The 20,915-nt window shown below is 44.3% G+C and carries 18 protein-coding genes and 2 tRNA genes; 2 read left to right on the top strand and 18 right to left on the bottom strand.

From position 1 onward, the window contains the following. Positions 1 to 56: 56 nt before the first annotated feature. The 17 genes from AB4180_RS05055 to rlmE form a co-directional block, all read right to left on the bottom strand. On the bottom strand, positions 57 to 1,394 hold the full coding sequence (locus tag AB4180_RS05055) for an MATE family efflux transporter (RefSeq protein WP_102249132.1): 1,338 nt from the start codon (positions 1,392 to 1,394) through the stop codon (positions 57 to 59). Between the two features lie 89 nt (positions 1,395 to 1,483). Then, positions 1,484 to 1,891, bottom strand: coding sequence for a MarR family winged helix-turn-helix transcriptional regulator (locus AB4180_RS05050; RefSeq protein WP_009847536.1), 408 nt, complete (start codon positions 1,889 to 1,891; stop codon positions 1,484 to 1,486). A 167-nt stretch (positions 1,892 to 2,058) separates the two neighbouring features. After that, entirely contained in the window at positions 2,059 to 2,982 is a 924-nt protein-coding gene (gene nlpI / locus AB4180_RS05045; protein ID WP_009847537.1) for a lipoprotein NlpI, read from the bottom strand. Between the two features lie 124 nt (positions 2,983 to 3,106). Next, entirely contained in the window at positions 3,107 to 5,227 is a 2,121-nt protein-coding gene (pnp, locus tag AB4180_RS05040; protein WP_102249133.1) for a polyribonucleotide nucleotidyltransferase, read from the bottom strand. A 360-nt stretch (positions 5,228 to 5,587) separates the two neighbouring features. Next, positions 5,588 to 5,857: a 30S ribosomal protein S15 gene (gene rpsO / locus AB4180_RS05035; protein WP_004734493.1), complete on the bottom strand. Its 270-nt coding sequence runs from the start codon at positions 5,855 to 5,857 to the stop codon at positions 5,588 to 5,590. A 218-nt stretch (positions 5,858 to 6,075) separates the two neighbouring features. After that, a complete protein-coding gene (truB, locus tag AB4180_RS05030) occupies positions 6,076 to 7,029 on the bottom strand; it encodes a tRNA pseudouridine(55) synthase TruB (RefSeq protein WP_012604702.1) in 954 nt (317 codons plus the stop codon). Next, positions 7,029 to 7,442 carry a 30S ribosome-binding factor RbfA gene (gene rbfA / locus AB4180_RS05025; protein ID WP_009847540.1) on the bottom strand — a complete coding sequence of 138 codons (414 nt, stop codon included), beginning with the start codon at positions 7,440 to 7,442 and terminating at the stop codon, positions 7,029 to 7,031. Before rbfA ends, truB begins: the two co-directional genes overlap by 1 nt. 135 nt (positions 7,443 to 7,577) lie before the next feature. After that, the gene (gene infB / locus AB4180_RS05020; protein ID WP_102249134.1) at positions 7,578 to 10,268 is read right to left on the bottom strand and encodes a translation initiation factor IF-2; all 2,691 of its coding nucleotides are present in this window, start codon (positions 10,266 to 10,268) and stop codon (positions 7,578 to 7,580) included. A 22-nt stretch (positions 10,269 to 10,290) separates the two neighbouring features. After that, the gene (gene nusA, locus AB4180_RS05015) at positions 10,291 to 11,778 is read right to left on the bottom strand and encodes a transcription termination factor NusA (RefSeq protein WP_009847542.1); all 1,488 of its coding nucleotides are present in this window, start codon (positions 11,776 to 11,778) and stop codon (positions 10,291 to 10,293) included. Between the two features lie 35 nt (positions 11,779 to 11,813). Then, positions 11,814 to 12,269, bottom strand: a complete 456-nt coding sequence (gene rimP / locus AB4180_RS05010) for a ribosome maturation factor RimP (RefSeq protein WP_004734501.1) — start codon at positions 12,267 to 12,269, stop codon at positions 11,814 to 11,816. Between the two features lie 237 nt (positions 12,270 to 12,506). Beyond that, positions 12,507 to 12,583 (bottom strand) — tRNA-Met (locus tag AB4180_RS05005). Between the two features lie 53 nt (positions 12,584 to 12,636). Continuing rightward, a tRNA-Leu gene (locus tag AB4180_RS05000) sits at positions 12,637 to 12,721 on the bottom strand. Between the two features lie 16 nt (positions 12,722 to 12,737). Further along, a complete protein-coding gene (secG, locus tag AB4180_RS04995) occupies positions 12,738 to 13,070 on the bottom strand; it encodes a preprotein translocase subunit SecG (RefSeq protein ID WP_009847546.1) in 333 nt (110 codons plus the stop codon). Between the two features lie 278 nt (positions 13,071 to 13,348). Then, positions 13,349 to 14,689 carry a phosphoglucosamine mutase gene (glmM, locus tag AB4180_RS04990; protein ID WP_017097304.1) on the bottom strand — a complete coding sequence of 447 codons (1,341 nt, stop codon included), beginning with the start codon at positions 14,687 to 14,689 and terminating at the stop codon, positions 13,349 to 13,351. Between the two features lie 21 nt (positions 14,690 to 14,710). Next, the gene (gene folP, locus AB4180_RS04985) at positions 14,711 to 15,541 is read right to left on the bottom strand and encodes a dihydropteroate synthase (protein WP_102249135.1); all 831 of its coding nucleotides are present in this window, start codon (positions 15,539 to 15,541) and stop codon (positions 14,711 to 14,713) included. Positions 15,542 to 15,630: 89 nt separating this feature from the next. After that, positions 15,631 to 17,601, bottom strand: coding sequence for an ATP-dependent zinc metalloprotease FtsH (gene ftsH / locus AB4180_RS04980; RefSeq protein WP_029223088.1), 1,971 nt, complete (start codon positions 17,599 to 17,601; stop codon positions 15,631 to 15,633). Positions 17,602 to 17,708: 107 nt separating this feature from the next. Next, on the bottom strand, positions 17,709 to 18,338 hold the full coding sequence (gene rlmE / locus AB4180_RS04975; RefSeq protein ID WP_009847548.1) for a 23S rRNA (uridine(2552)-2'-O)-methyltransferase RlmE: 630 nt from the start codon (positions 18,336 to 18,338) through the stop codon (positions 17,709 to 17,711). Between the two features lie 114 nt (positions 18,339 to 18,452). On the opposite strand from rlmE, the gene yhbY reads away from it, so the two are divergent. Then, on the top strand, positions 18,453 to 18,749 hold the full coding sequence (gene yhbY / locus AB4180_RS04970; protein ID WP_102249136.1) for a ribosome assembly RNA-binding protein YhbY: 297 nt from the start codon (positions 18,453 to 18,455) through the stop codon (positions 18,747 to 18,749). A gap of 124 nt (positions 18,750 to 18,873) precedes the next feature. Here the strand turns inward: yhbY and greA are convergent, their stop codons facing one another. Further along, on the bottom strand, positions 18,874 to 19,347 hold the full coding sequence (greA, locus tag AB4180_RS04965; RefSeq protein ID WP_009847549.1) for a transcription elongation factor GreA: 474 nt from the start codon (positions 19,345 to 19,347) through the stop codon (positions 18,874 to 18,876). A gap of 515 nt (positions 19,348 to 19,862) precedes the next feature. Between greA and AB4180_RS04960 the strand changes: the two genes are divergently transcribed. After that, on the top strand, positions 19,863 to 20,909 hold the full coding sequence (locus tag AB4180_RS04960; RefSeq protein ID WP_102249137.1) for a porin: 1,047 nt from the start codon (positions 19,863 to 19,865) through the stop codon (positions 20,907 to 20,909). The last annotated feature ends 6 nt before the right edge of the window (positions 20,910 to 20,915 follow it).

Raw genomic sequence — 20,915 nt, 5'->3', positions numbered from 1 at the left:
AGACAAAAAGGTCTAGCATTCGCTAGACCTTTTTAATTCTACTTAAGAAATACGACCTATGCCGCCGCTGTATTCATCGGTGAGACATCGAGCTTCTTTACATCTTTGTAGAGCATCACCATCACCACCACGCTTAGCGCAATATTAGACAGTGGGTACGCAACCCAGATCCCCGGCACACCGTACAACTTAGGCATAATGTACAAGAAAGGTAACTGGATAAGCATATTACCTAGCATGACAAACATCGCTTTACTGCCTTTGTTGACCGCCTGATAGTAAGCACCCGCTACCACTAAGAAACCATCAAGCGCCAGTGCAAACATGTGCAATCGAATACCCAACACGGTGTACTCAACTAGCTGAGGTTCATCTGAGTTAAAGACTGACACAAACTCACGTGGGAACACGTTCAGAAGCAGCACGAACGCCACACCAATCAATACCGAACTCATCATCGCAATCTTAAGTAGCTTACGGATATTCGCTTGGTTACGCGCACCATGGTTATAACTCACCAATGGTTGCATGCCGTTGGCGATGCCTTCAGCTGTGAGATAATAAACCGTCACTATGTAGCCCAAAATCGCGTAAGCACCAATCATCAACTGGTCGCCATATTGAGAGAACAACGCATTGTGCAGCGCAACCATCATCGAACCATACGCATACATAAAGAAGCTTGATGTACCGATAGCGAAGATTTCAGGAATTACCGATAACTTCAGTCTCAGTTCATTCCAACGCAAGCGCAGGTTTGCTCGACGTGAGAAGAAGTAAGCCAGACCCAGACCGGTTACTACAAACTGAGCAATCGCGGTTGCCAGTGCTGCACCTTTCAACTCCCAACCAAACTGAGCAATAAACAGATAATCCAGAGCTATATTGATCACCGCACCGACAATCATCAGTATGGTGGCTAAGTTAGGGCTGTCATCGTTACGCAGTAAAAACGGCATCGCGATCGAACCTAGCGTGAAGACACTCGCGCCAATCAGAATGTGTAAGTATTGCAGGCCAAGTTCATACACTCGCCCTTCTGCGCCCTGCCAAAGCAAGAAGTTATCAGCAAACAAAAACAGCAATGCAGAAACAATAGGTGTTATCGCCAACAACAAGGTTAAACCTGTTGCTAAGATCTCCTTAGCGCCTTGAGTATCTTTTTCACCTTGGCGAATCGAGACAAGCGCACCTGTACCTACACCCACCAACATACCAATACCGAGAATCGAACCAATCACAGGCCACGCAACATTGATACCTGCAAGTCCATCAGCCCCCACATAGCGGCCAATGAAGATGCCATCCACCACTTGGTAAAGGCCATTAACCAACATGGCAGCCACAGTAGGGATTGTGTATCGCCAAAACTGACGACTAATTGAGTTACTCATTTCTTACTCTACTTTCATCTGTGAGTCGCATATCAACAAGATATGACTCGAAAAATTAGTTAACAAGGCTAACTAAATATCTAAATTATTTACTTCAAAGCTTTATTTAATAACAGGTTTAGCTGCTGAGACTCTTGCTCAGACAAACGACTTTCCAATATCTGTGCCATGACCTGATAGATCTTACTTTCTTCTTCTAAGCCGACTTCAGCTTTGCTGGTCAATACGACCAACTTAGACCTCGCATCTTCGAGCGAAGCTTTACGCTCAACAAGCCCCTTTCTCTCTAGTCTCTGAACCATAGTGGTTGCTGAAGGCTTTGTAACCTGCATCTCAATCGCAAGATCAGTCAATCGGATCGGTTCAGGAGAAGATTGAATGACCTTCAAATAGTCATACTCATTGAAGCTCAATTGGCAAATAGGGTCTTCATTTACCTGAGTTCGCCATATCTTAGAGGCGAAGCGCTCAATCTTTTCTAAATTCTGGTTCAGCATACTCACCTAATCAAGAATCGCATTTAGTTAGCAAGGCTAACTATTTTAGTGTTGTTTAAATAAAAAGCAATCAAAACTAGCCCCCTTGTTTATAAAAAAGGAGTATAAAAAAGGAGCATAAAAAAACCGCTGACAGGCAGCGGTTCTTCGGAATCAAAATATATCGTTTACTTTGTGTCGGCTTTTTCTTCGGCCTCAGCCAACTTAACTTTTGCTAAGTGCTCGGCTTTAAGAGTAGTAAATATACGGCTTAGCTCTAAGAAAGAGTAACGATGCTCTACATATTCATACACATTGAAAGACACTGACAACTTGTACAGAGAGATCGCATTCGCGTAGTCCCCATTCATGTGGTAACGCTTAGCAAGGTAGAAATATGTCTCAGTTAGGCGCTGCGCAAGTAACGTGTTGTCACGAGTACCGGTCAAGATGGCCTTAAAAGCCTGCTCTTCAGTAATGTCATCAAGCATAATCGCGACTAATACCCAACCCCACTGCTCATCACGGCTCTCGTAACGTTTTTGCAAATCAAGCTTGGCTTGCTCTGGCGTGAGTTCGTGCTGAATGATATACAACCAAAGCGCACGGAATGGATCACTTGGGTCATCGGTATAATGCTTCGTCATCTCTTCATTGGCTAAATCATAACGTTCGCCGTAGTAGAGTGCGATAGAGCGGTTTCTTTCTGCGTAAGAGTTTGCAGGATCAAGCTCTAACGTAGAATCAAAAGATTCATAAGCGGCATCAAACTCCCCTACCTGCGTAAAGTAAACCCCCAAAAGGTTGAAGATATCAGGTTGAGCAGGGTTCAATGAAAGAGATTGGTTGAAGTCGAGACGTGCTAGATCACGCAGGCCAACACTATCGTAGTAGTTACCACGTTCAAACAGCATCTTAGATCGAACTTCATCATTCAAGTCCGGGCGCTGTAATAATTGACTAAGACGTGCAATTTGAACCTCTTGCTGAACGCTTGGTTGCAGCGGCACAGCCATTGGTGGATAAACCCAACGTGAGGTGTTATCTGATGTTGTCGCACAACCTGTCAGTACAAGCAGTAAACACATACTCGCGGTTTGAAACCATTTCACAAATAATTACTCCTGTTATGACCGCAATAAAAAAGGGGAGCGATATGCTCCCCTTTATAACATGCTTTTTTACCAATGGGTTAGAAATCACTAAAAAGCGATAGTCCCATTAATAGGCTAAGAATTACTCAGCAGCAGGTGCTTCGCCTTCAGCTGGCGTCTCAACTGCTTCTTTCATGCTTAGACGTACACGGCCTTGACGGTCAATTTCAAGAACCTTAACTGGTACTTCTTGACCTTCAGTTAGGTAGTCAGACACTTTCTCAACGCGCTTATCAGCGATTTGAGAGATGTGTACTAGACCATCTTTACCTGGAAGGATAGTAACGAATGCACCGAAGTCAGCTAGACGAGCAACTTTACCTTGGTAAATGCGGCCAACTTCAACTTCAGCAGTGATCTCTTCGATACGACGGATAGCTTCTTTAGCAGCTGCGCCTTCAGTAGCAGCAATCTTGATTGTGCCATCGTCTTCGATTTCGATTGTAGTACCCGTTTCTTCACAAAGAGCACGGATAACTGCGCCGCCTTTACCGATAACATCTTTGATCTTATCAGAGCTGATTTTCATTGTGTGGATACGTGGAGCGAATTCAGAGATATCTTCACGAGCACCAGAGATAGCTTCATCCATTACAGAAAGGATGTGCTTACGTGCACCTTGCGCTTGGTTAAGAGCAATTTGCATGATCTCTTTAGTGATACCTTCGATCTTGATGTCCATTTGAAGTGCAGTGATACCAGCGTTAGTACCTGCTACTTTAAAGTCCATATCACCTAGGTGATCTTCGTCGCCAAGGATGTCAGAAAGAACAACGAAATCGTCGCCTTCTTTAACAAGACCCATTGCGATACCCGCAACAGAAGCTTTGATTGGAACACCAGCATCCATAAGTGCTAGAGATGTACCACATACAGAAGCCATTGAAGAAGAACCGTTAGATTCTGTGATTTCCGATACAACACGAACTGTGTATGGGAATTCGTCAACAGAAGGCATTACTGCTTGGATACCACGTTTAGCAAGCTTACCGTGACCAATTTCACGACGCTTAGGAGAACCAACGAAACCAGTCTCACCTACACAGTATGGAGGGAAGTTGTAGTGTAGAAGGAAGTTGTCTTTCTTCTCACCCATTAGGCTGTCGATGATTTGTGCATCACGTTGTGTACCAAGCGTTGCAGTAACAAGTGCTTGAGTTTCACCACGAGTGAATAGAGAAGAACCGTGTGTACGTGGAAGAACACCAGTACGTACGTCTAGCGCACGAACCATGTCTTTTTCACGGCCATCGATACGTGGGCTGCCAGCAATGATACGGCTACGTACTACGTTTTTCTCTAGAGAACCAAGCATGCCGCGGATTTCGCGCTCATCTAGGTTTTCGTCTTGTGCAATTAGAGCTTCAACAGTGTCGTTCTTGATTGCGCCAACTTGCTCGTAACGAGCCATTTTCTCAGTGATCTGGTACGCGTCAGATAGACGAGTTTCAGCAAGTTCAGCAACTTGAGCTTTAAGCTCAGTGTTAACTGCTGGCGCTTCCCAGTTCCAAGATGGAGTTGCAACTTCAGCAGCAAACTCGTTAATTGCTTTGATTACAACTTGTTGTTGGTCGTGACCGTAAACAACAGCTGAAAGCATTTCTTCTTCAGATAGGTTATCTGCTTCAGATTCAACCATAAGTACTGCGCCTTCTGTACCAGACACAACTAGGTCTAGTTTAGAGTTTTCAAGCTCAGTATTTGATGGGTTAAGAACAAGTTCGCCGTCGATGTGACCAACACGTGCAGCACCGATAGGACCATTGAATGGAGCACCAGAGATAGCAAGTGCAGCAGACGTTGCGATCATAGTGATCATGTCTGGGTTTACGTCAGGGTTGATAGAAACAACCGTAGCGATAACTTGAACTTCGTTTTTAAACGCACTTGGGAAAAGTGGACGAATTGGACGGTCAATCAGACGAGCTGTTAGTGTTTCGCCTTCAGATGGACGACCTTCACGCTTGAAGAAACCACCAGGGATTTTACCCGCAGCGTATGTACGCTCTTGGTAGTTAACTGTTAGAGGGAAGAAATCTTGACCCGCAACAGCTTCTTTTTTAGCAACAACAGAAACGAATACTGATGTATCGTCCATAGTCGCCATTACAGCAGCAGTAGCTTGACGTGCCATTACGCCCGTTTCTAGAGTAACGGTGTGGTTACCGTACTGGAATGACTTTACAACTGGTTTTTCAAACATTGTATATCCTTCATCTGAAAATCTCTTTTCAGAATAAGTGAATGAATGCTCAGCAATAACTAATCGCGACTAGTAAAAAAAGACGAGAAGTTCAATCAGACTAAACATCTGCTTTTAATAGTCGCGACCTATTGGCCGACATCTGTGACTGTTATTGTTGAGCTAATTAGGGTGCGAAATAATCAAACAATTATTCGCGTGCGAGAGTATAAACTATTTTCTTGGCAAGAGACATTTTCACGATTAAAAATCAGGTTAACCGCACAGAGAACCTTCATTTTTAACATTAAAAATATAACAGGCACAAAAAAAGGAGCATAAATGCTCCTTTTCTTCAAACTGTCTTTGCAGACATCGCTATTAGCGACGTAGGCCTAGACGCTTGATTAGGTCTTGGTAACGAGTAAGGTTTTTGCCTTTCAAGTAATCAAGAAGCTTACGACGGCTAGAAACCATACGTAATAGACCACGACGGCTGTGGTGATCGTGTTTGTGCGCTTTGAAGTGACCTTGTAGGTGGTTGATAGAAGCAGTAAGTAGTGCTACTTGTACTTCTGGTGAACCTGTGTCGCCTTCAGATTGTGCGTATTCTGCAACGATTGCTGCTTTAGTTTCTGCATTCAGAGACATAAATCTCTCCTGATAAGAGTAAGTTTATATTTGTAGCAGCCAATCTCTGATTCAGCCGCTACGCGAGCCGAGGATTATAGGGAAGTTTACGAGTTGGTGCAATAACAATCGAACTGATGAAAAACGAAAAAAGCGAACCATTAAAATTAAGGGCTCGCTTTCTATATTATTGATTCGCTTTTCCTGGCTAAGCGCCAATACCTAACTAGGTTTCAGCGTTATGCTTGTGGCTCTTCATCTCTGAAAACAACCAAACGCTTAGGTGCAACTCGGCCATCTTCAGCAATCTGAGCAACACCAACAAACAGTTTCTCTTCACCACTTGTCATGCGAACCGTACCTTCAGTTGGCGCACCAGAAACCTGAACGGGCATACCGTGCTGAACTAGGTCAGTCAGTTCCGCGTTTAAGTTAACTTCTGGTAAGTCTTCAACGGCTGTGTCCATTGGCATTAATAGTGGATCAAGCAGCTCTTTGGGTGCAATTTCTTGCGCCTGCGCTTGCTCTAGGATCTCGTTCAACTGCTCCAAAGTCACCATACGATCGTACGGATACTTAGCAACACCAGTACGGCGAAGCATGGTCACGTGGGCACCACAACCTAGCATTTCACCAAGATCATCGGTAATTGTGCGGATGTAAGTGCCTTTTGAACAATGCACTTCCATCTCAACTTCATCACCTTCAAAGCGAAGCAGTTCAATAGAGTAAACAGTGATTTTACGAGATTCACGAGGCACCTCGATACCTGCACGTGCGTATTCATACAAAGGCTTACCTTGATACTTCAATGCTGAGAACATTGATGGAATCTGGTCGGTTTCCCCTTTGAAGCTTGCAATGCAGCGTTCAAGTTGCTCTTGAGTCACGTTAACATCTCGTGTCTCTACCACTTCACCATCAGAGTCAGAGGTATTGGTACGCTCACCAAGCTTAGCGATTACTACGTAGCGCTTGTCAGAATCTAATAGAAACTGAGAAAACTTCGTTGCTTCACCAAGACAAATTGGCAGCATGCCAGTCGCAAGAGGATCAAGAGCACCGGTGTGCCCTGCCTTCTCTGCAAAGTAAATACGTTTTACTTTTTGCAGTGCATCATTAGACGAAATGCCCGTTGGCTTATCTAACAGAATTACCCCGTTGATAGGGCGACCTTTACGACGGCGAGCCATTACTCTTCGCCCTTAGACTGAGTTTCATCAGTGCGGCCAGACTCTTCTTGCTTACGCTTATCGTCGTTTAAAACTTCACTTACTAAGTTAGACATACGCATGCCTTCTACTAGTGTGTTGTCGTAAGTAAAACGCACTTCAGGCGTTAGACGGTGACGAATACGCTTACCAAGAGCCATACGAACTGGCACTTCATGCTCTTTAAGAGCAGCAAGACATGATTCAGGTGTTTGCTCACCGATACATAGGAAAGTAACGAACACTTTTGCGTAAGCAAGGTCACGAGACACTTCTACGTCTGAGATAGTTACCATACCGATACGTGAGTCACGAACTTCACGTTGTAGGATAAGCGCAAGCTCTTTTTGAAGCTGCTGAGACACACGTTGTGTGCGGCTAAATTCTTTTGACATTTTCTTTTCTCACTTAGAAAGATGGGGGGCTTGGTAATTACCAGCCCCCCATGGTGTATTCAACAACCGATTACTTTATTACCTTTATTAGTAATGTTAGTAACCTTAGTCAATATGTCGAGTCGTACAGACTGATTAGTCTAGAGTACGTTTAACCTCAACGATTTCGAATACTTCAATCTGGTCACCAACGCGAACGTCGTTGTAGTTCTTAACGCCAACACCACACTCGTAACCATTCTTAACTTCTTGAACGTCATCTTTAAAGCGACGAAGTGACTCTAGTTCACCTTCGTAGATAACAACGTTTTCACGAAGTACACGGATTGGGTTGCTACGCTTAATCGTACCTTCAGTAACGATACAACCAGCGATTGCACCAAGTTTAGGCGACTTAAATACGTCACGAACTTGTGCAAGACCAATGATTTCTTGACGGAATTCAGGAGCAAGCATACCGCCCATTGCCTGTTTAACTTCGTCAATCAGTTGGTAGATGATTGAGTAGTAACGTAGATCTAAGTTTTCGTTCTGAACTGTATTACGCGCAGTTGCGTCAGCACGAACGTTGAAACCAAGGATGATAGCGTTAGAAGCTGCAGCAAGCGTTGCGTCAGTTTCAGTAATACCACCAACACCAGAACCTACGATGTTCACTTTAACTTCGTCAGTTGACAGTTTCAGTAGAGAGTCAGCAATCGCTTCTACAGAACCTTGAACGTCAGCTTTAAGTACAACGTTAAGTTCAGCAACTTCGCCTGCCGTCATGTTCGCGAACATGTTCTCTAGTTTCGCTTTTTGTTGGCGAGCTAGTTTAACATCACGGAATTTACCTTGACGGTAGTTTGCAACTTCACGAGCTTTACGCTCATCACGTACAACAGTCGCTTCATCACCTGAAGCAGGAACGCCAGAAAGACCTAGAATTTCTACAGGGATAGATGGACCTGCAGTTTCGATGTCTTTACCGTTTTCATCACGCATTGCACGAACACGGCCGTACTCTTGACCACAAAGAACGATATCGCCTTTGTTTAGAGTACCAGACTGTACTAGCACTGTTGCAACTGGACCGCGACCTTTATCAAGACGAGATTCAACAACAACACCAGATGCCATGCCTTCTTTAACCGCTGTAAGCTCAAGAACTTCAGACTGAAGAAGGATAGACTCTAGAAGGCCATCAATGTTTGTACCCTGTTTTGCAGAGATGTGAACGAAGATGTTCTCACCGCCCCATTCTTCAGGAATAACGTCGTATTGAGCTAGCTCATTCTTAACGTTGTCTGGGTTTGCACCCTCTTTGTCGATCTTGTTCACAGCAACAATCAGAGGAACGCCTGCCGCTTTCGCGTGCTGGATTGCTTCGATTGTTTGTGGCATTACGCCATCGTCTGCAGCAACAACAAGTACAACGATATCTGTCGCTTGAGCACCACGAGCACGCATAGCAGTAAAGGCCGCGTGTCCAGGAGTATCAAGGAACGTGATCATGCCGTTGTCAGTATCTACGTGGTAAGCACCAATGTGCTGCGTGATACCGCCAGCTTCGCCAGAAGCAACGTGTGCTTTACGAATGTAGTCAAGTGTTGAAGTTTTACCGTGGTCAACGTGACCCATGATAGTAACAACAGGAGCACGACCTTCAGCGATAGCATCGTTATCACGGTCAGCTAGTACTGCTTCTTCAAGTTCGTTTTCTTTACGTAGGATTACCTTGTGACCCATTTCTTCAGCAACAAGTTGTGCTGTTTCTTGGTCGATCACTTGGTTGATAGTCGCCATAGCGCCCATCTTCATCATTACTTTGATAACTTCAGTTGCTTTAACTGACATTTTGCTAGCCAGTTCAGAAACAACGATAGTTTCGCCGATAGCAACGTCAGATTTTGCAACAGTCGCTGACTTATCGAAGCCTTGCTGCATTGAAGTTGGTTTAGCAAGCTTACCTTTACCGCCACGACCACGTTGGTTACGACCACCACGGTTATTGCCAGGCTGAGTTGCTGGAGCTGGTTTCTTCTTGCGACGACGAGGTGCTTTCTCATCTTTTTTGTCTGCCGCATCTTCAGCTTCACGAGCGTAAGTAGAAGTCGTCACATGGTAATCCGCAGATTTCTCTTGCTCTTTCTTCTTCTTCTCTTCTTCAGACCAACGTTCTTGGTTCTCTTCAGCTAACTTACGAGCTTCTTCAACAAGCTTAGCTGCTTCAGCTTCGGCTTTACGAGTTGCTTCTTGCTCTTGACGAGCTTTAAGTTCATCCGCTTCTTTTTTCGCTTGTGCGTTAGCGTCTGCATTTTTTGAATTCATGTCTTTTTTAGCCTTTTCAGCTTGTGCGCGTTGAGCCTTCTCTTCAGCTTCACGTTTTGCATCCGCTTCACGTGTTACTTTTGCTTCGGCTTCGCGCTGTGCTTTCTCTGCAGCATCACGTTTCGCTTGCTCTTCAGCATCGCGTTGTGCTTTCTCTTCCGCTTCACGATTAGCTACTTCCTCAGCTTCACGTTTCGCTTCATCTTCAATAGTGCTGCGCTTCACGTAAGTACGCTTTTTACGTACCTCAACTTGAACATCCTTACTCTTACCGCCTCCAGCGGCAACACTTAGCGTGCTGCGGGTCTTGCGTTGAAGAGTTAAACGAGTCGGTTCTGTTTCACCAGAAGTATCGCCGTGCTCCTTTTTAAGGTGCGTTAGCAATGTTTGCTTCTCTGAATCAGTCACTTGGTCCGACCCTGCTTTCTTCATGCCTGCATCAGCAAGTTGTTCAATTAAGCGGTCAACTGGCGTACCAATCTCTTCACTCAGTGCTTTAACTGTTAATTGTGTCATACCGCTCTCTCTCCTTGCTGAATTATTCTTCGTCGCCGAACCAACAGATGTTACGCGCAGCCATAATTAGCTCGCCTGCACGCTCTGCAGTTAGGTCTTCGATGCCTTCTAGTTCATCAACGCCTTGGTCAGCTAGGTCTTCCAATGTCGCAACGCCTTTTGCTGCTAGCTTGTAAGCCATTTCACGCTCAAGACCTTCAAGTGCAAGTAGGTCTTCAGCTGGCTCAACACCATCGAAAGTTTCTTCTTTCGCTAGCGCTAGAGTTGTCAGTGCGTCTTTCGCGCGGTTACGCAATTCTTCAACGATACCTTCATCTAGACCATCTACTTCAAGAAGCTCGTTCACAGGAACGTAGGCTACTTCTTCAAGCGTAGAGAAGCCTTCTTCAACAAGCATTTGAGCAAAGTCTTCTTCGATATCTAGGTGCTTCATGAAGTTTTCAATAGAAGCAACTGCTTCTTCTTGGTGCTTCTTCTCTAGATCAGCAACAGTCATTACGTTCAGTTCCCAACCAGTAAGTTGAGACGCTAGACGTACGTTTTGACCGCTACGACCGATAGCTTGCGCTAGGTTGTCAGCTTCAACCGCGATGTCCATTGAGTGCGTATCTTCATCAACGATGATAGAAGCAACATCAGCAGGAGCCATTGCATTGATAACGAATTGCGCCGGGTTATCATCCCAAAGCACGATATCGATACGCTCACCGCCAAGGTCGTTAGATACAGCTTGTACACGTGCGCCACGCATACCAACACACGCACCAACAGGATCAATACGTTTGTCGTTTGTTTTAACGGCGATTTTAGCACGAGAACCAGCGTCACGTGCAGCACCTTTAAGTTCAATTAGCTCTTCACCAATCTCAGGCACTTCAACACGGAATAGTTCAGCTAGCATTTCTGGCTTAGAACGAGTAACAAACAGCTGGAAGCCGCGAGCTTCTGGCTTAACTGCGTATAGAAGACCACGAACACGGTCACCTGGACGGAAGTTTTCACGAGGAAGTTGGTCATCACGAAGGATTACCGCTTCAGCGTTGTTACCTAGATCTAGAATCACTGTGTCACGGTTAACTTTCTTAACTGCGCCAGTGACTAGCTCGCCTTCGTTATCAATAAACTGTTCAACGATTTGAGCGCGTTCAGCTTCACGTACTTTCTGTACGATAACTTGCTTAGCTGTTTGAGTCGTAATACGGTCAAACGTTACTGATTCGATATCATCTTCGATGAAACCGCCAAGTTCGATCTCTGGATCATCGTACTTTGCAGCTTCAATAGAGATTTCTTTTGTTGGGAATTCAACTTCCTCAACAGCTTCCCAACGGCGGAAAGTTTCGAAATTACCCGTTTTACGGTCAATCTCAACACGAACTTCGATTTCTAGTTCGCTTTTCTTTTTTGTTGCCGTTGCAAGCGCGATTTCAAGCGCTTCAAAAATACGCTCACGAGGAACTGCTTTCTCATTAGAAACAGCTTCTACTACCGCCAAAATTTCTTTGTTCATTAATCTAGCCTCTTAAGCTCTTCTCTCTAGGAGAACTAAAATTTAGGGATCAGGTTAGCTTTCGCAATATTGCTCAGGACGAATTCTTCTTCTTGTCCTTCAACCAATACTTTCACTGTCTCGCCTTCGATAGATTGGATATCACCTTTCCATTTACGACGGTTGCCGACAGCCATTTTCAAAACGATGCTTACCTCGTGACCAATAAATTGTTGGTAATGCTCAGCTTTGAACAGTGGTCTCTCTAAACCTGGTGAAGACACTTCAAGGTTATAAGCCACTGAAATTGGATCTTCAACGTCCATTACGGCACTTACTTGGTGACTAACTTCAGAGCAATCATCTACATTGATACCATTTGGTGAATCGATGTAAATGCGTAGCGTTGAGTGCTCACCAGCACGAATAAATTCTAATCCAACTAACTCATAACCCGATGCTGCTACTGGAGCGTCAAGCATTTCAGTAAGTTGTCTTTCTAAACCAGTCATTTAACCACTCCAGAAACAAAAAAAGGGCTCAAAGCCCAATTTAAATTCCAAGCAAACATTATCATCTAAATGCATTTATAAATGCTTAGATAACAAAAAACCCCGTATAAGCCGGGGTTTTTGTTGCTGGACCCTTATATGTTAAGTGTCATCATATTTGATATCACACTTAACTCACAGTGAGGTTCACACTGTGCAAACTTGCTACCAATACAAGCTATATAATAGCATTGAAATTGGTTGCGGGAGCCGGATTTGAACCGACGACCTTCGGGTTATGAGCCCGACGAGCTACCAAACTGCTCCATCCCGCGTCCGACTTGTGAGCATTATACGCCCAACAAGATGTTTTACAAGTTTGTAAACATGGTGCCGAGAGAGGGACTCGAACCCTCACACCCTAAGGCACTAGCACCTCATGCTAGCGTGTCTACCAATTTCACCATCTCGGCATCAAATCTTTACAGATTATTGTGGAATTTCGTCGCCTTGCGCCGGAACTTCACTCACTGCATCTTCAGCTTGTTGAATCACCTGACCTTGAGTCGGGTCAATCCACTGTGACTCAGTTTTATGTGTAGACATATTACCAAGCACTAAGCTAAGGATAAAAAATGTAGTTGCAAAAATTGCAGTCATTCGGGTAAGGAAATTTCCTGAGCCACCAGCACCAAACACAGTGTTTGAAGCGCCAGCACCGAAAGAGGCTCCCATATCTGCGCCTTTACCTTGTTGAATCAACACTAGGCCAATTACACCAAGCGCTGCCAACAGGTAAATCACAAGTAGAACTGTAAACATTTTTCCACCTATGTTCCTAATTGTTGAGCCAGCGCCGTTCAAAAAACTATTTTTAAGAACAAGGCTAGCGACCTCCTAACTGAAGGCCGAGCAATACTAGCGAATGCGACGATGACTGACAAGGGGAATTTACTAAAAAATAAGCCTTTACCAAGCAAGTGGTCAAAAAAAGGGCAAAAGGGACACAAAACTCATTTGCGTCCCTTTTTAATCATCACATAACTAAAACCCGGCCCCCACAAGTGAGACCGACTTCGCCTGTTACGGCAAACGTTTTATTAGCAATTCGCTTTTACTGCATCAGCAATTTTCAGTGCAGAACTCTGAACAAGTTCAGCATCTTCACCTTCGACCATTACGCGCAGTAGTGGCTCAGTACCCGATTTGCGTAATAGCACACGACCTTTCTCACCGAGTTCCGTCTCGACTTCAATAACAGCCGCTTTCACAGCCTCTGCTTCTAGTGGGTTTGAATCACCACTGAAACGAACATTTTCTAGAACTTGAGGGTATAACGTCATACCTTGAGAAAGTTCATTCAGTGTCATTTCACTATCGACAACTGAGGCCAATACTTGCAGAGCAGCAACGATAGCATCACCTGTCGTCACTTTATCTAATAGGATAACGTGCCCCGAGTTCTCAGCACCGATCTTCCAGCCTTTAGCTAGAAGTTGTTCCATAACGTAACGGTCACCAACAGCAGCACGTACAAATGGAATACCTAACTGCTTAAGGCCATTTTCCATACCAAGGTTGGTCATTAGCGTACCAACAACTCCGCCTTTTAGTTCACCACGACGTAGCGCATCACGAGCAATGATGTAAGCGATTTGGTCGCCATCAACCTTGTTGCCTAGCTCATCAACCATGATGATACGATCACCATCACCATCAAAGCCAAGGCCTAACGCCGCTTTTTCTTCAAGCACTTTAGCTTGCAGAGCGCGTACATCAGTCGCACCGACTTCGTGGTTGATGTTAGTGCCATTTGGCTCCACACCAATCGCAACAACCTCAGCACCCAGCTCTTTAAATACAGCCGGCGCAATGTGATAAGTCGCACCATGCGCGCAATCCACCACAATTTTCATACCAGCTAGCGTCATTTTGTGTGGGAATGTACTTTTACAAAATTCAATATAACGGCCTGCTGCATCATTTAGGCGCACCGCTTTACCTAATTCAGAAGATTCAACGCACTCGATATCTTTGTCTAGCTCAGCTTCGATGGCGAGTTCAATGTCATCCGACAATTTAGTACCTTCAGACGAGAAGAACTTGATGCCGTTGTCATAGAATGGGTTGTGCGATGCAGAGATAACAATCCCCGCTTCAGCACGGAAAGTTTGTGTTAGGTAAGCAACAGCAGGTGTTGGCATTGGACCAGTAAACGTAGCTTGAAGACCAGCAGCAGCAAGTCCCGCTTCTAGTGCAGACTCAAGCATGTAGCCAGAGATACGAGTATCTTTACCAATGATCACTTTCTTTGTGCCCTGCTTCGCAAGAACACGACCAGCAGCCCAGCCAAGCTTCAAAACAAAATCAGGTGTGATTGGGTACTGGCCCACTTTTCCACGTACACCATCTGTGCCGAAGTAACGTCTTTTATCAGACATATTGATTTTCCTTAATTATGATTAGTGATTGTTATTCATCACTTCGATTATCTTCATCGCTTCCAATGTATCTTCTACATCGTGAACGCGAATAATTTGAGCACCTTTCATCGCAGCAATGGTGGCGCAAGTAACACTTCCTACCATGCAATCTACTGGTGCTTTGTCTAGCAGTTTAAAGATCATCGATTTTCTCGAGATACCCGCTAAGATTGGCAAGCCAAGCGTATGAAATTTTTCAAGGTGTGCTAATAGGTGGTAATTATGCTCTATCGTTTTACCAAAGCCAAAGCCAGGATCTAAAATAAGTTGATCTTTAGGTATACCTACGGACTCACAAGCCTCAGCCCTTTCTTTTAAAAAGTCTTCAACATCAGTGAAAACATCGTCATAACTAGGGTTAGCTTGCATGTTTCTTGGCTGGCCTTTCATGTGCATCAAACAAACTGGAACTTGAGCTTGAGCAGCAGCCTCTAAAGCGCCCGGCTCTTGCAGAGCTCGCACATCATTGATCAAGTCAGCACCCGCTTCAACGGCTTGACGCATCACATCCGCTTTGCTGGTATCAATCGAGATCCAAACATCAAACTTGGCGCGAATCGCTTTAATCGCAGGGATAACTCGAGCTAACTCTTCCTCTAAGGACACCTCTGGAGCACCCGGACGAGTCGACTCACCACCAATATCAATAATGCTAACGCCAGCCTGAATCATTCGCTCTGCTTGCAGTAAAGCATTATCTAATGAATTGAATTTTCCGCCATCAGAGAAAGAGTCAGGCGTAACATTGAGGATACCCATCACATGTGGGCGGTCTAAAACGAGCGTTTTATTGTGTGCTTTTAATATCATGGAAGGTGGGTCTTAAAGGTAAAAAATATCTTGGCCTAGAAACAGAAAAACCCTGAGCGTACTCAGGGTTTTAATTAATAGCTTAGCGATTAAGAATCTTTGTTTTGAGCGTCATCTGATTCAGATTTAGCTTCTTCAACTGTCGACTCTTCAGCTTTTGGCTCGGCTTCGGCTTTCTCTTCTGATTTAGCTTCAGGTTTAGCTTCTTCCTTTGCAGGTTCTGCTTTCGCCTGGTCACCCCAACCAGCAGGCTCACGAATGTCATCTTTGCGTTCCATCAAGTCATCAATCTGACCTGCATCAATCGTTTCAAACTTCATTAGCGCATCTTTCATCGAGTGCATGATATCCATGTTCTCTTCAAGAATCTGTTTCGCACGAGCATAGTTACGGTCGATAAGAATACGAATTTCTTCATCGATTAATCTAGTTGTATCGTCAGAAACATGTTTCGCTTGGCTCATGCCGCGACCTAGGAAAACTTCGCCTTCTTCTTCAGCATAAAGAAGAGGACCTAGTTTTTCAGAGAAGCCCCACTGCGTAACCATCTTACGAGCAATATCAGTTGCACGCTCGATATCGTTAGACGCACCAGTCGAAACTTTGTCTTTACCGTAGATAAGCTCTTCAGCAAGACGACCACCGTACAAGCTAGAGATCATTGATTCTAGATGCTGGCGAGACATGCTTACGCGGTCTTGCTCAGGTAAGTACATAGTTACACCAAGCGCACGACCACGTGGGATGATTGATACTTTGTACACTGGATCGTGTTCAGGTACCAAACGACCAACGATTGCGTGACCTGCTTCGTGGTAAGCCGTTGACTCTTTCACTTCCTCAGACATCACCATTGAACGGCGCTCTGCACCCATCATAATTTTGTCTTTCGCAAGTTCAAACTCAACCATAGATACATTGCGTTTGTTACCACGAGCAGCAAATAGAGCCGCTTCGTTAACAAGGTTCGCAAGGTCTGCACCAGAGAAACCTGGAGTACCACGAGCAATCAAAGATGGTTCAACATCACCTGATAGTGGCACTTTACGCATGTGTACTTTAAGAATCTGTTCACGACCACGTACATCAGGCAGACCAACCACAACTTGACGGTCAAAACGACCAGGACGAAGTAATGCAGGGTCTAGTACGTCTGGACGGTTAGTCGCAGCGATAACAATAATACCTTCGTTACCTTCGAAACCATCCATCTCAACCAGCATTTGGTTAAGTGTTTGCTCACGTTCATCGTGACCACCACCAACACCAGCGCCACGTTGACGACCTACAGCATCGATTTCATCGATAAAGATGATACAAGGCGCTGCTTTCTTCGCTTGTTCGAACATGTCACGCACACGAGATGCACCAACACCAACAAACATTTCAACGAAGTCAGAACCAGAGATAGTAAAGAACGGTACTTTCGCTTCACCAGCAATCGCTTTTGCAAGCAATGTCTTACCCGTACCAGGAGGACCGACCAACAGGATACCTGTCGGGATCTTACCACCAAGCTTTTGGAAGCGGCTTGGGTCACGAAGGTAATCCACAAGCTCTTTCACGTCTTCTTTTGCTTCGTCACAACCAGCAACATCAGCAAACATCGTTTTGATTTGTTCTTCGCTCATCATTCGAGCTTTGCTCTTACCAAAAGACATTGCGCCTTTACCGCCGCCGCCGCCTTGCATTTGACGCATGAAGAAAATCCACACACCAATCAGTAAGATCATTGGGAACCATGAAATGAAGATAGTGCCAAGCAGGCTCTGCTCTTCAGGTGGTGTACCCTGAACTTTTACGTTTTGATTAATTAAGTCATCAAGTAGCTTTTGATCATAAACAGGCATGTAAGTTACATACTTAGAGCCACCACCACGACGTGTGAAAGTGATTTCGCTGTTATTGAACTGTGCGTCTTGAATCTGGCCTTGGCCAACTTCCTGTACAAACGTGGTGTAATCTACTGCTCTGCCGTTACTTTCCCCAGGGCCGAAGCTCTGGAATACCGACATCAACACTACCGCGATAACAAGCCACAGAATTAAATTTTTTGCCATGTCACTCAAGGTGTAAGCCTCTCGATAACTAATTGTAATTAAAGGTAGGGTACTACAGTTTGTAACCTGTAGCCATGTTGTTAACTCTCACTCTTGGAAGAGAATCGTTAACCTTTGTAACCAGTTGCTACGATAAACACTTCACGAGAGCGAGCTCGAGAAGAGTCGGGTTTTCTAACTTTGACTGTTTTAAACATCTCACGGACGTCCTTAACATATTGGTCAAACCCTTCGCCTTGGAATACTTTTACAACAAAACTACCATTGGTAGCTAGAACTTGTCGACACATATCCAAAGCTAATTCAACTAAATACATAGCTCTTGGCTGATCCACAGAATTGTTGCCTGCTATATTAGGTGCCATATCAGACATCACGACATCAACCATGTTTGGTTGTATACGTTCCAACAACGCATCTAGCACAGCTTCTTCGCGGAAATCGCCTTGTAAAAAGCTCACTCCAGCAATCGGATCCATTGGTAACAAGTCACACGCAATGATTTGACCGTTGTCTCCGATAATCTTAGCAGCATATTGAGACCAACCGCCAGGCGCTGCACCCAAATCCACAATGGTCATCCCTGGAGTCAGCAATTTATCTTTCGTTTGAATCTCTTCCATTTTGAAATAAGCACGCGAACGATAGCCTTTTTTTCTGGCTTCATTTGCGTACTTGTCGTCGAAGTGTTCCTTCAACCAACGGCCTGAACTGGCCGAGTGTTTCTGTTTGCTCATTGGATACCTAAATTGGAGGAAAGTACTAATTGCTGAATAAATTATAGTCTTCAGCTTTAGATGGCGTTAAAATAGGTTTTTTCAACCCTAATACTAAATAAAATTGGCCGCGTAATGAACCTAAGTACCAAACAAAAGCAGCATCTAAAGGGCCTAGCTCACAGTTTAAAACCTGTTGTGCTAATGGGCGCAAATGGACTTACTGAAGCTGTTCTAGCGGAAATCGAATTAGCTCTAGACCACCACGAACTGATCAAGATTAAAGTTGCATCAGAAGACCGTGATACTAAGCAACTGATTATCGATGCAATTGTACGTGAATCTAAAGCTGAGAAAGTACAGACTATCGGTAAAGTTCTAGTACTGTTCCGTCAGTCAGAAGCACGTAAAATCGAGATTCCACGCAAGTAAGCGAGCTTAATATAAGCTAACTTCATTAAAAGGAAGCCACTGCGCTTAGCTTTTAGTGTAGCGTGAGAAACGAAAAAGGTCGCATTAGCGACCTTTTTACTTATCAAAAACAAAGAAAATTCAATTAGATGTATTCTACTTTGTCGATTTCGAAGTCTTTATCACCACCTGGGGTAGAGATCAGTACTTCATCGCCTTCCATCTTACCGATAAGACCACGTGCAATTGGGGATTTCACAGAAATGCGACCCGTTTTGATATCGGCTTCATCTTCAGAAACGATTTGGTAGCGGAATTCTTCATCCGTATCTACGTCAATCAAAGTCACTGTCGTGCCAAAGATAATCTTACCTGTGTTATCCATCTGCGTTACATCGATGATCTGAGCCAGTGATAGCTTATATTCAATATCTCGAATTTGAGCTTCACAGATACCCTGCTCTTCACGAGCTGCGTGGTATTCAGCGTTCTCTTTCAAGTCACCGAGTTCACGAGCTTCACCAATAGCTGCTGAAATAATAGGACGTAGCTTAAGTAGGCGATCTAATTCGTCACGTAGCTGCTGAGCGCCACGTACTGTCATTGGAACCTTTTCCATTTTTTACCTCTATGCCAAAGCTTTCTTTGGCCAACATAAATCCACCCAACATACTTATTGGGTGATAGAAACAAAACGATTTGGCTTAGTGTAAACAAACTTTATGGCTAAATCACCTTTATTCCACTTTGCGTTATAAAAGCTTTATCTAGGTCTAAATTACAGACATCACAAAAATGAATAATAACCTCACCATCAATAAGCTGGCGATGAAATATCTAAAAAAAACAAAAATAAACCAAATAAACACAGATCACACTTTTATAAAAACCACATAAAATCAACAACTTAGATGGTGACAGGCCCAATAAAACAGTGTGCATAATTTTTATTGATATCATTTTACTACCTGATGGTGGAACTTTAGGGTTAAAAAGTACCCCACGGATTGTTCTGGCAAGTTTCACGCTTTTGTTCTAAGCATGATTATGAAGCTTGATTAATACGAGCAATACACAAAAAGGATTCAAATCCTTGATAAATACCTTTATGGACAGTAATTAGGAATTAATAACATGAACAAGACTATGATCGCGCTTGCTGTATCTGCTGCAGCTCTTGCTACTGGTGCTAACGCTTCAGAACTATACAACCAAGACGGTACTTCTCTAGAAATGGGTGGCCGTGCGGAAGCTCGTCTTTCTATGAAAGATGGCAACGTACAAGACAACTCTCGTATCCGTCTTAACTTCCTAGGTCAAGTTGAAATCCAAGACGGCCTATACGGTGTTGGTTTCTACGAAGGCGAATTCACAACTGCTGACAACGGTGGTCCTACAGACAGCGATAGCGACAGCCTAACTAACCGTTATGCTTACGCTGGACTTGGCGGTACATTCGGTGAAGTGACTTACGGTAAAAATGACGGCGCTCTAGGCGTAATCACTGACTTTACCGATATCATGGCTTACCACGGCAACTCTGCAGCAGACAAAATCAATGCTGCTGACCGTGCTGACAACATGCTTTCTTACAAAGGTCAATTCCAAGACCTAAGTCTTAAAGCAAGCTACCGTTTTGCTGACCGTAACGACGACACTGCAAACAACGTAGGCTACACTGACAACGGTCAAGACGGCTACTCTCTATCTGGTATCTACGCAATCGGTGAAACTGGCGTTAAACTAGGTGCTGGTTACGCAGACCAAGATAAGAACAACGAATACATGCTTTCGGGCTCTTACACTATGGGCGACCTATACTTCGCTGGTGTATTCACTGACGGAGAAAAAGATTTTGACCGCCAGTACAAATCTTCAAACGCTTCAAGCATTGGTAGCAAGTTCACAGGTGTTCAAGACTACACTGGTTACGAAGTAGCAGCCGCTTACACTCTAGGTCAAACTGTATTCTCAACCACATACAACAACGCAGAAACAGGTAGCGACACATCGGCAGACAATATCGCTGTTGATGCAACGTACTACTTCAAGCCTAACTTCCGTGGTTACGTATCGTACAACTTCAACCTACTAAGCGCTAGCGACAAGCTAGGTACTTCAACAGTTGGTACTAAAGGTGCTGAAGACGAGCTTGCTCTAGGTCTACGTTACGACTTCTAATTCTGA

Source organism: Vibrio sp. 10N.286.49.C3 (genome assembly GCF_041469545.1).
Taxonomy (GTDB): Bacteria; Pseudomonadota; Gammaproteobacteria; order Enterobacterales; family Vibrionaceae; genus Vibrio; species Vibrio tasmaniensis_A.
Note: the sequence above shows the minus strand (reverse complement) of the source record. Positions and strands in the feature narration are given on the sequence as shown.

Excerpts from the sequence above, each read along its gene's own strand:
- AB4180_RS05055 (WP_102249132.1), bottom strand. The coding sequence starts at position 1,394 with ATGAGTAACTCAATTAGTCGTCAGTTTTGGCGATACACAATCCCTACT.
- AB4180_RS05050 (WP_009847536.1), bottom strand. The coding sequence starts at position 1,891 with ATGCTGAACCAGAATTTAGAAAAGATTGAGCGCTTCGCCTCTAAGATA.
- pnp (WP_102249133.1), bottom strand. The coding sequence starts at position 5,227 with ATGTTTGAAAAACCAGTTGTAAAGTCATTCCAGTACGGTAACCACACC.
- rpsO (WP_004734493.1), bottom strand. The coding sequence starts at position 5,857 with ATGTCTCTGAATGCAGAAACTAAAGCAGCAATCGTTGCAGAATACGCA.
- truB (WP_012604702.1), bottom strand. The coding sequence starts at position 7,029 with ATGGCTCGCCGTCGTAAAGGTCGCCCTATCAACGGGGTAATTCTGTTA.
- rbfA (WP_009847540.1), bottom strand. The coding sequence starts at position 7,442 with ATGTCAAAAGAATTTAGCCGCACACAACGTGTGTCTCAGCAGCTTCAA.
- infB (WP_102249134.1), bottom strand. The coding sequence starts at position 10,268 with ATGACACAATTAACAGTTAAAGCACTGAGTGAAGAGATTGGTACGCCA.
- nusA (WP_009847542.1), bottom strand. The coding sequence starts at position 11,778 with ATGAACAAAGAAATTTTGGCGGTAGTAGAAGCTGTTTCTAATGAGAAA.
- rimP (WP_004734501.1), bottom strand. The coding sequence starts at position 12,269 with ATGACTGGTTTAGAAAGACAACTTACTGAAATGCTTGACGCTCCAGTA.
- secG (WP_009847546.1), bottom strand. The coding sequence starts at position 13,070 with ATGTTTACAGTTCTACTTGTGATTTACCTGTTGGCAGCGCTTGGTGTA.
- glmM (WP_017097304.1), bottom strand. The coding sequence starts at position 14,689 with ATGTCTGATAAAAGACGTTACTTCGGCACAGATGGTGTACGTGGAAAA.
- folP (WP_102249135.1), bottom strand. The coding sequence starts at position 15,541 with ATGATATTAAAAGCACACAATAAAACGCTCGTTTTAGACCGCCCACAT.
- ftsH (WP_029223088.1), bottom strand. The coding sequence starts at position 17,601 with ATGGCAAAAAATTTAATTCTGTGGCTTGTTATCGCGGTAGTGTTGATG.
- rlmE (WP_009847548.1), bottom strand. The coding sequence starts at position 18,338 with ATGAGCAAACAGAAACACTCGGCCAGTTCAGGCCGTTGGTTGAAGGAA.
- yhbY (WP_102249136.1), top strand. The coding sequence starts at position 18,453 with ATGAACCTAAGTACCAAACAAAAGCAGCATCTAAAGGGCCTAGCTCAC.
- greA (WP_009847549.1), bottom strand. The coding sequence starts at position 19,347 with ATGGAAAAGGTTCCAATGACAGTACGTGGCGCTCAGCAGCTACGTGAC.
- AB4180_RS04960 (WP_102249137.1), top strand. The coding sequence starts at position 19,863 with ATGAACAAGACTATGATCGCGCTTGCTGTATCTGCTGCAGCTCTTGCT.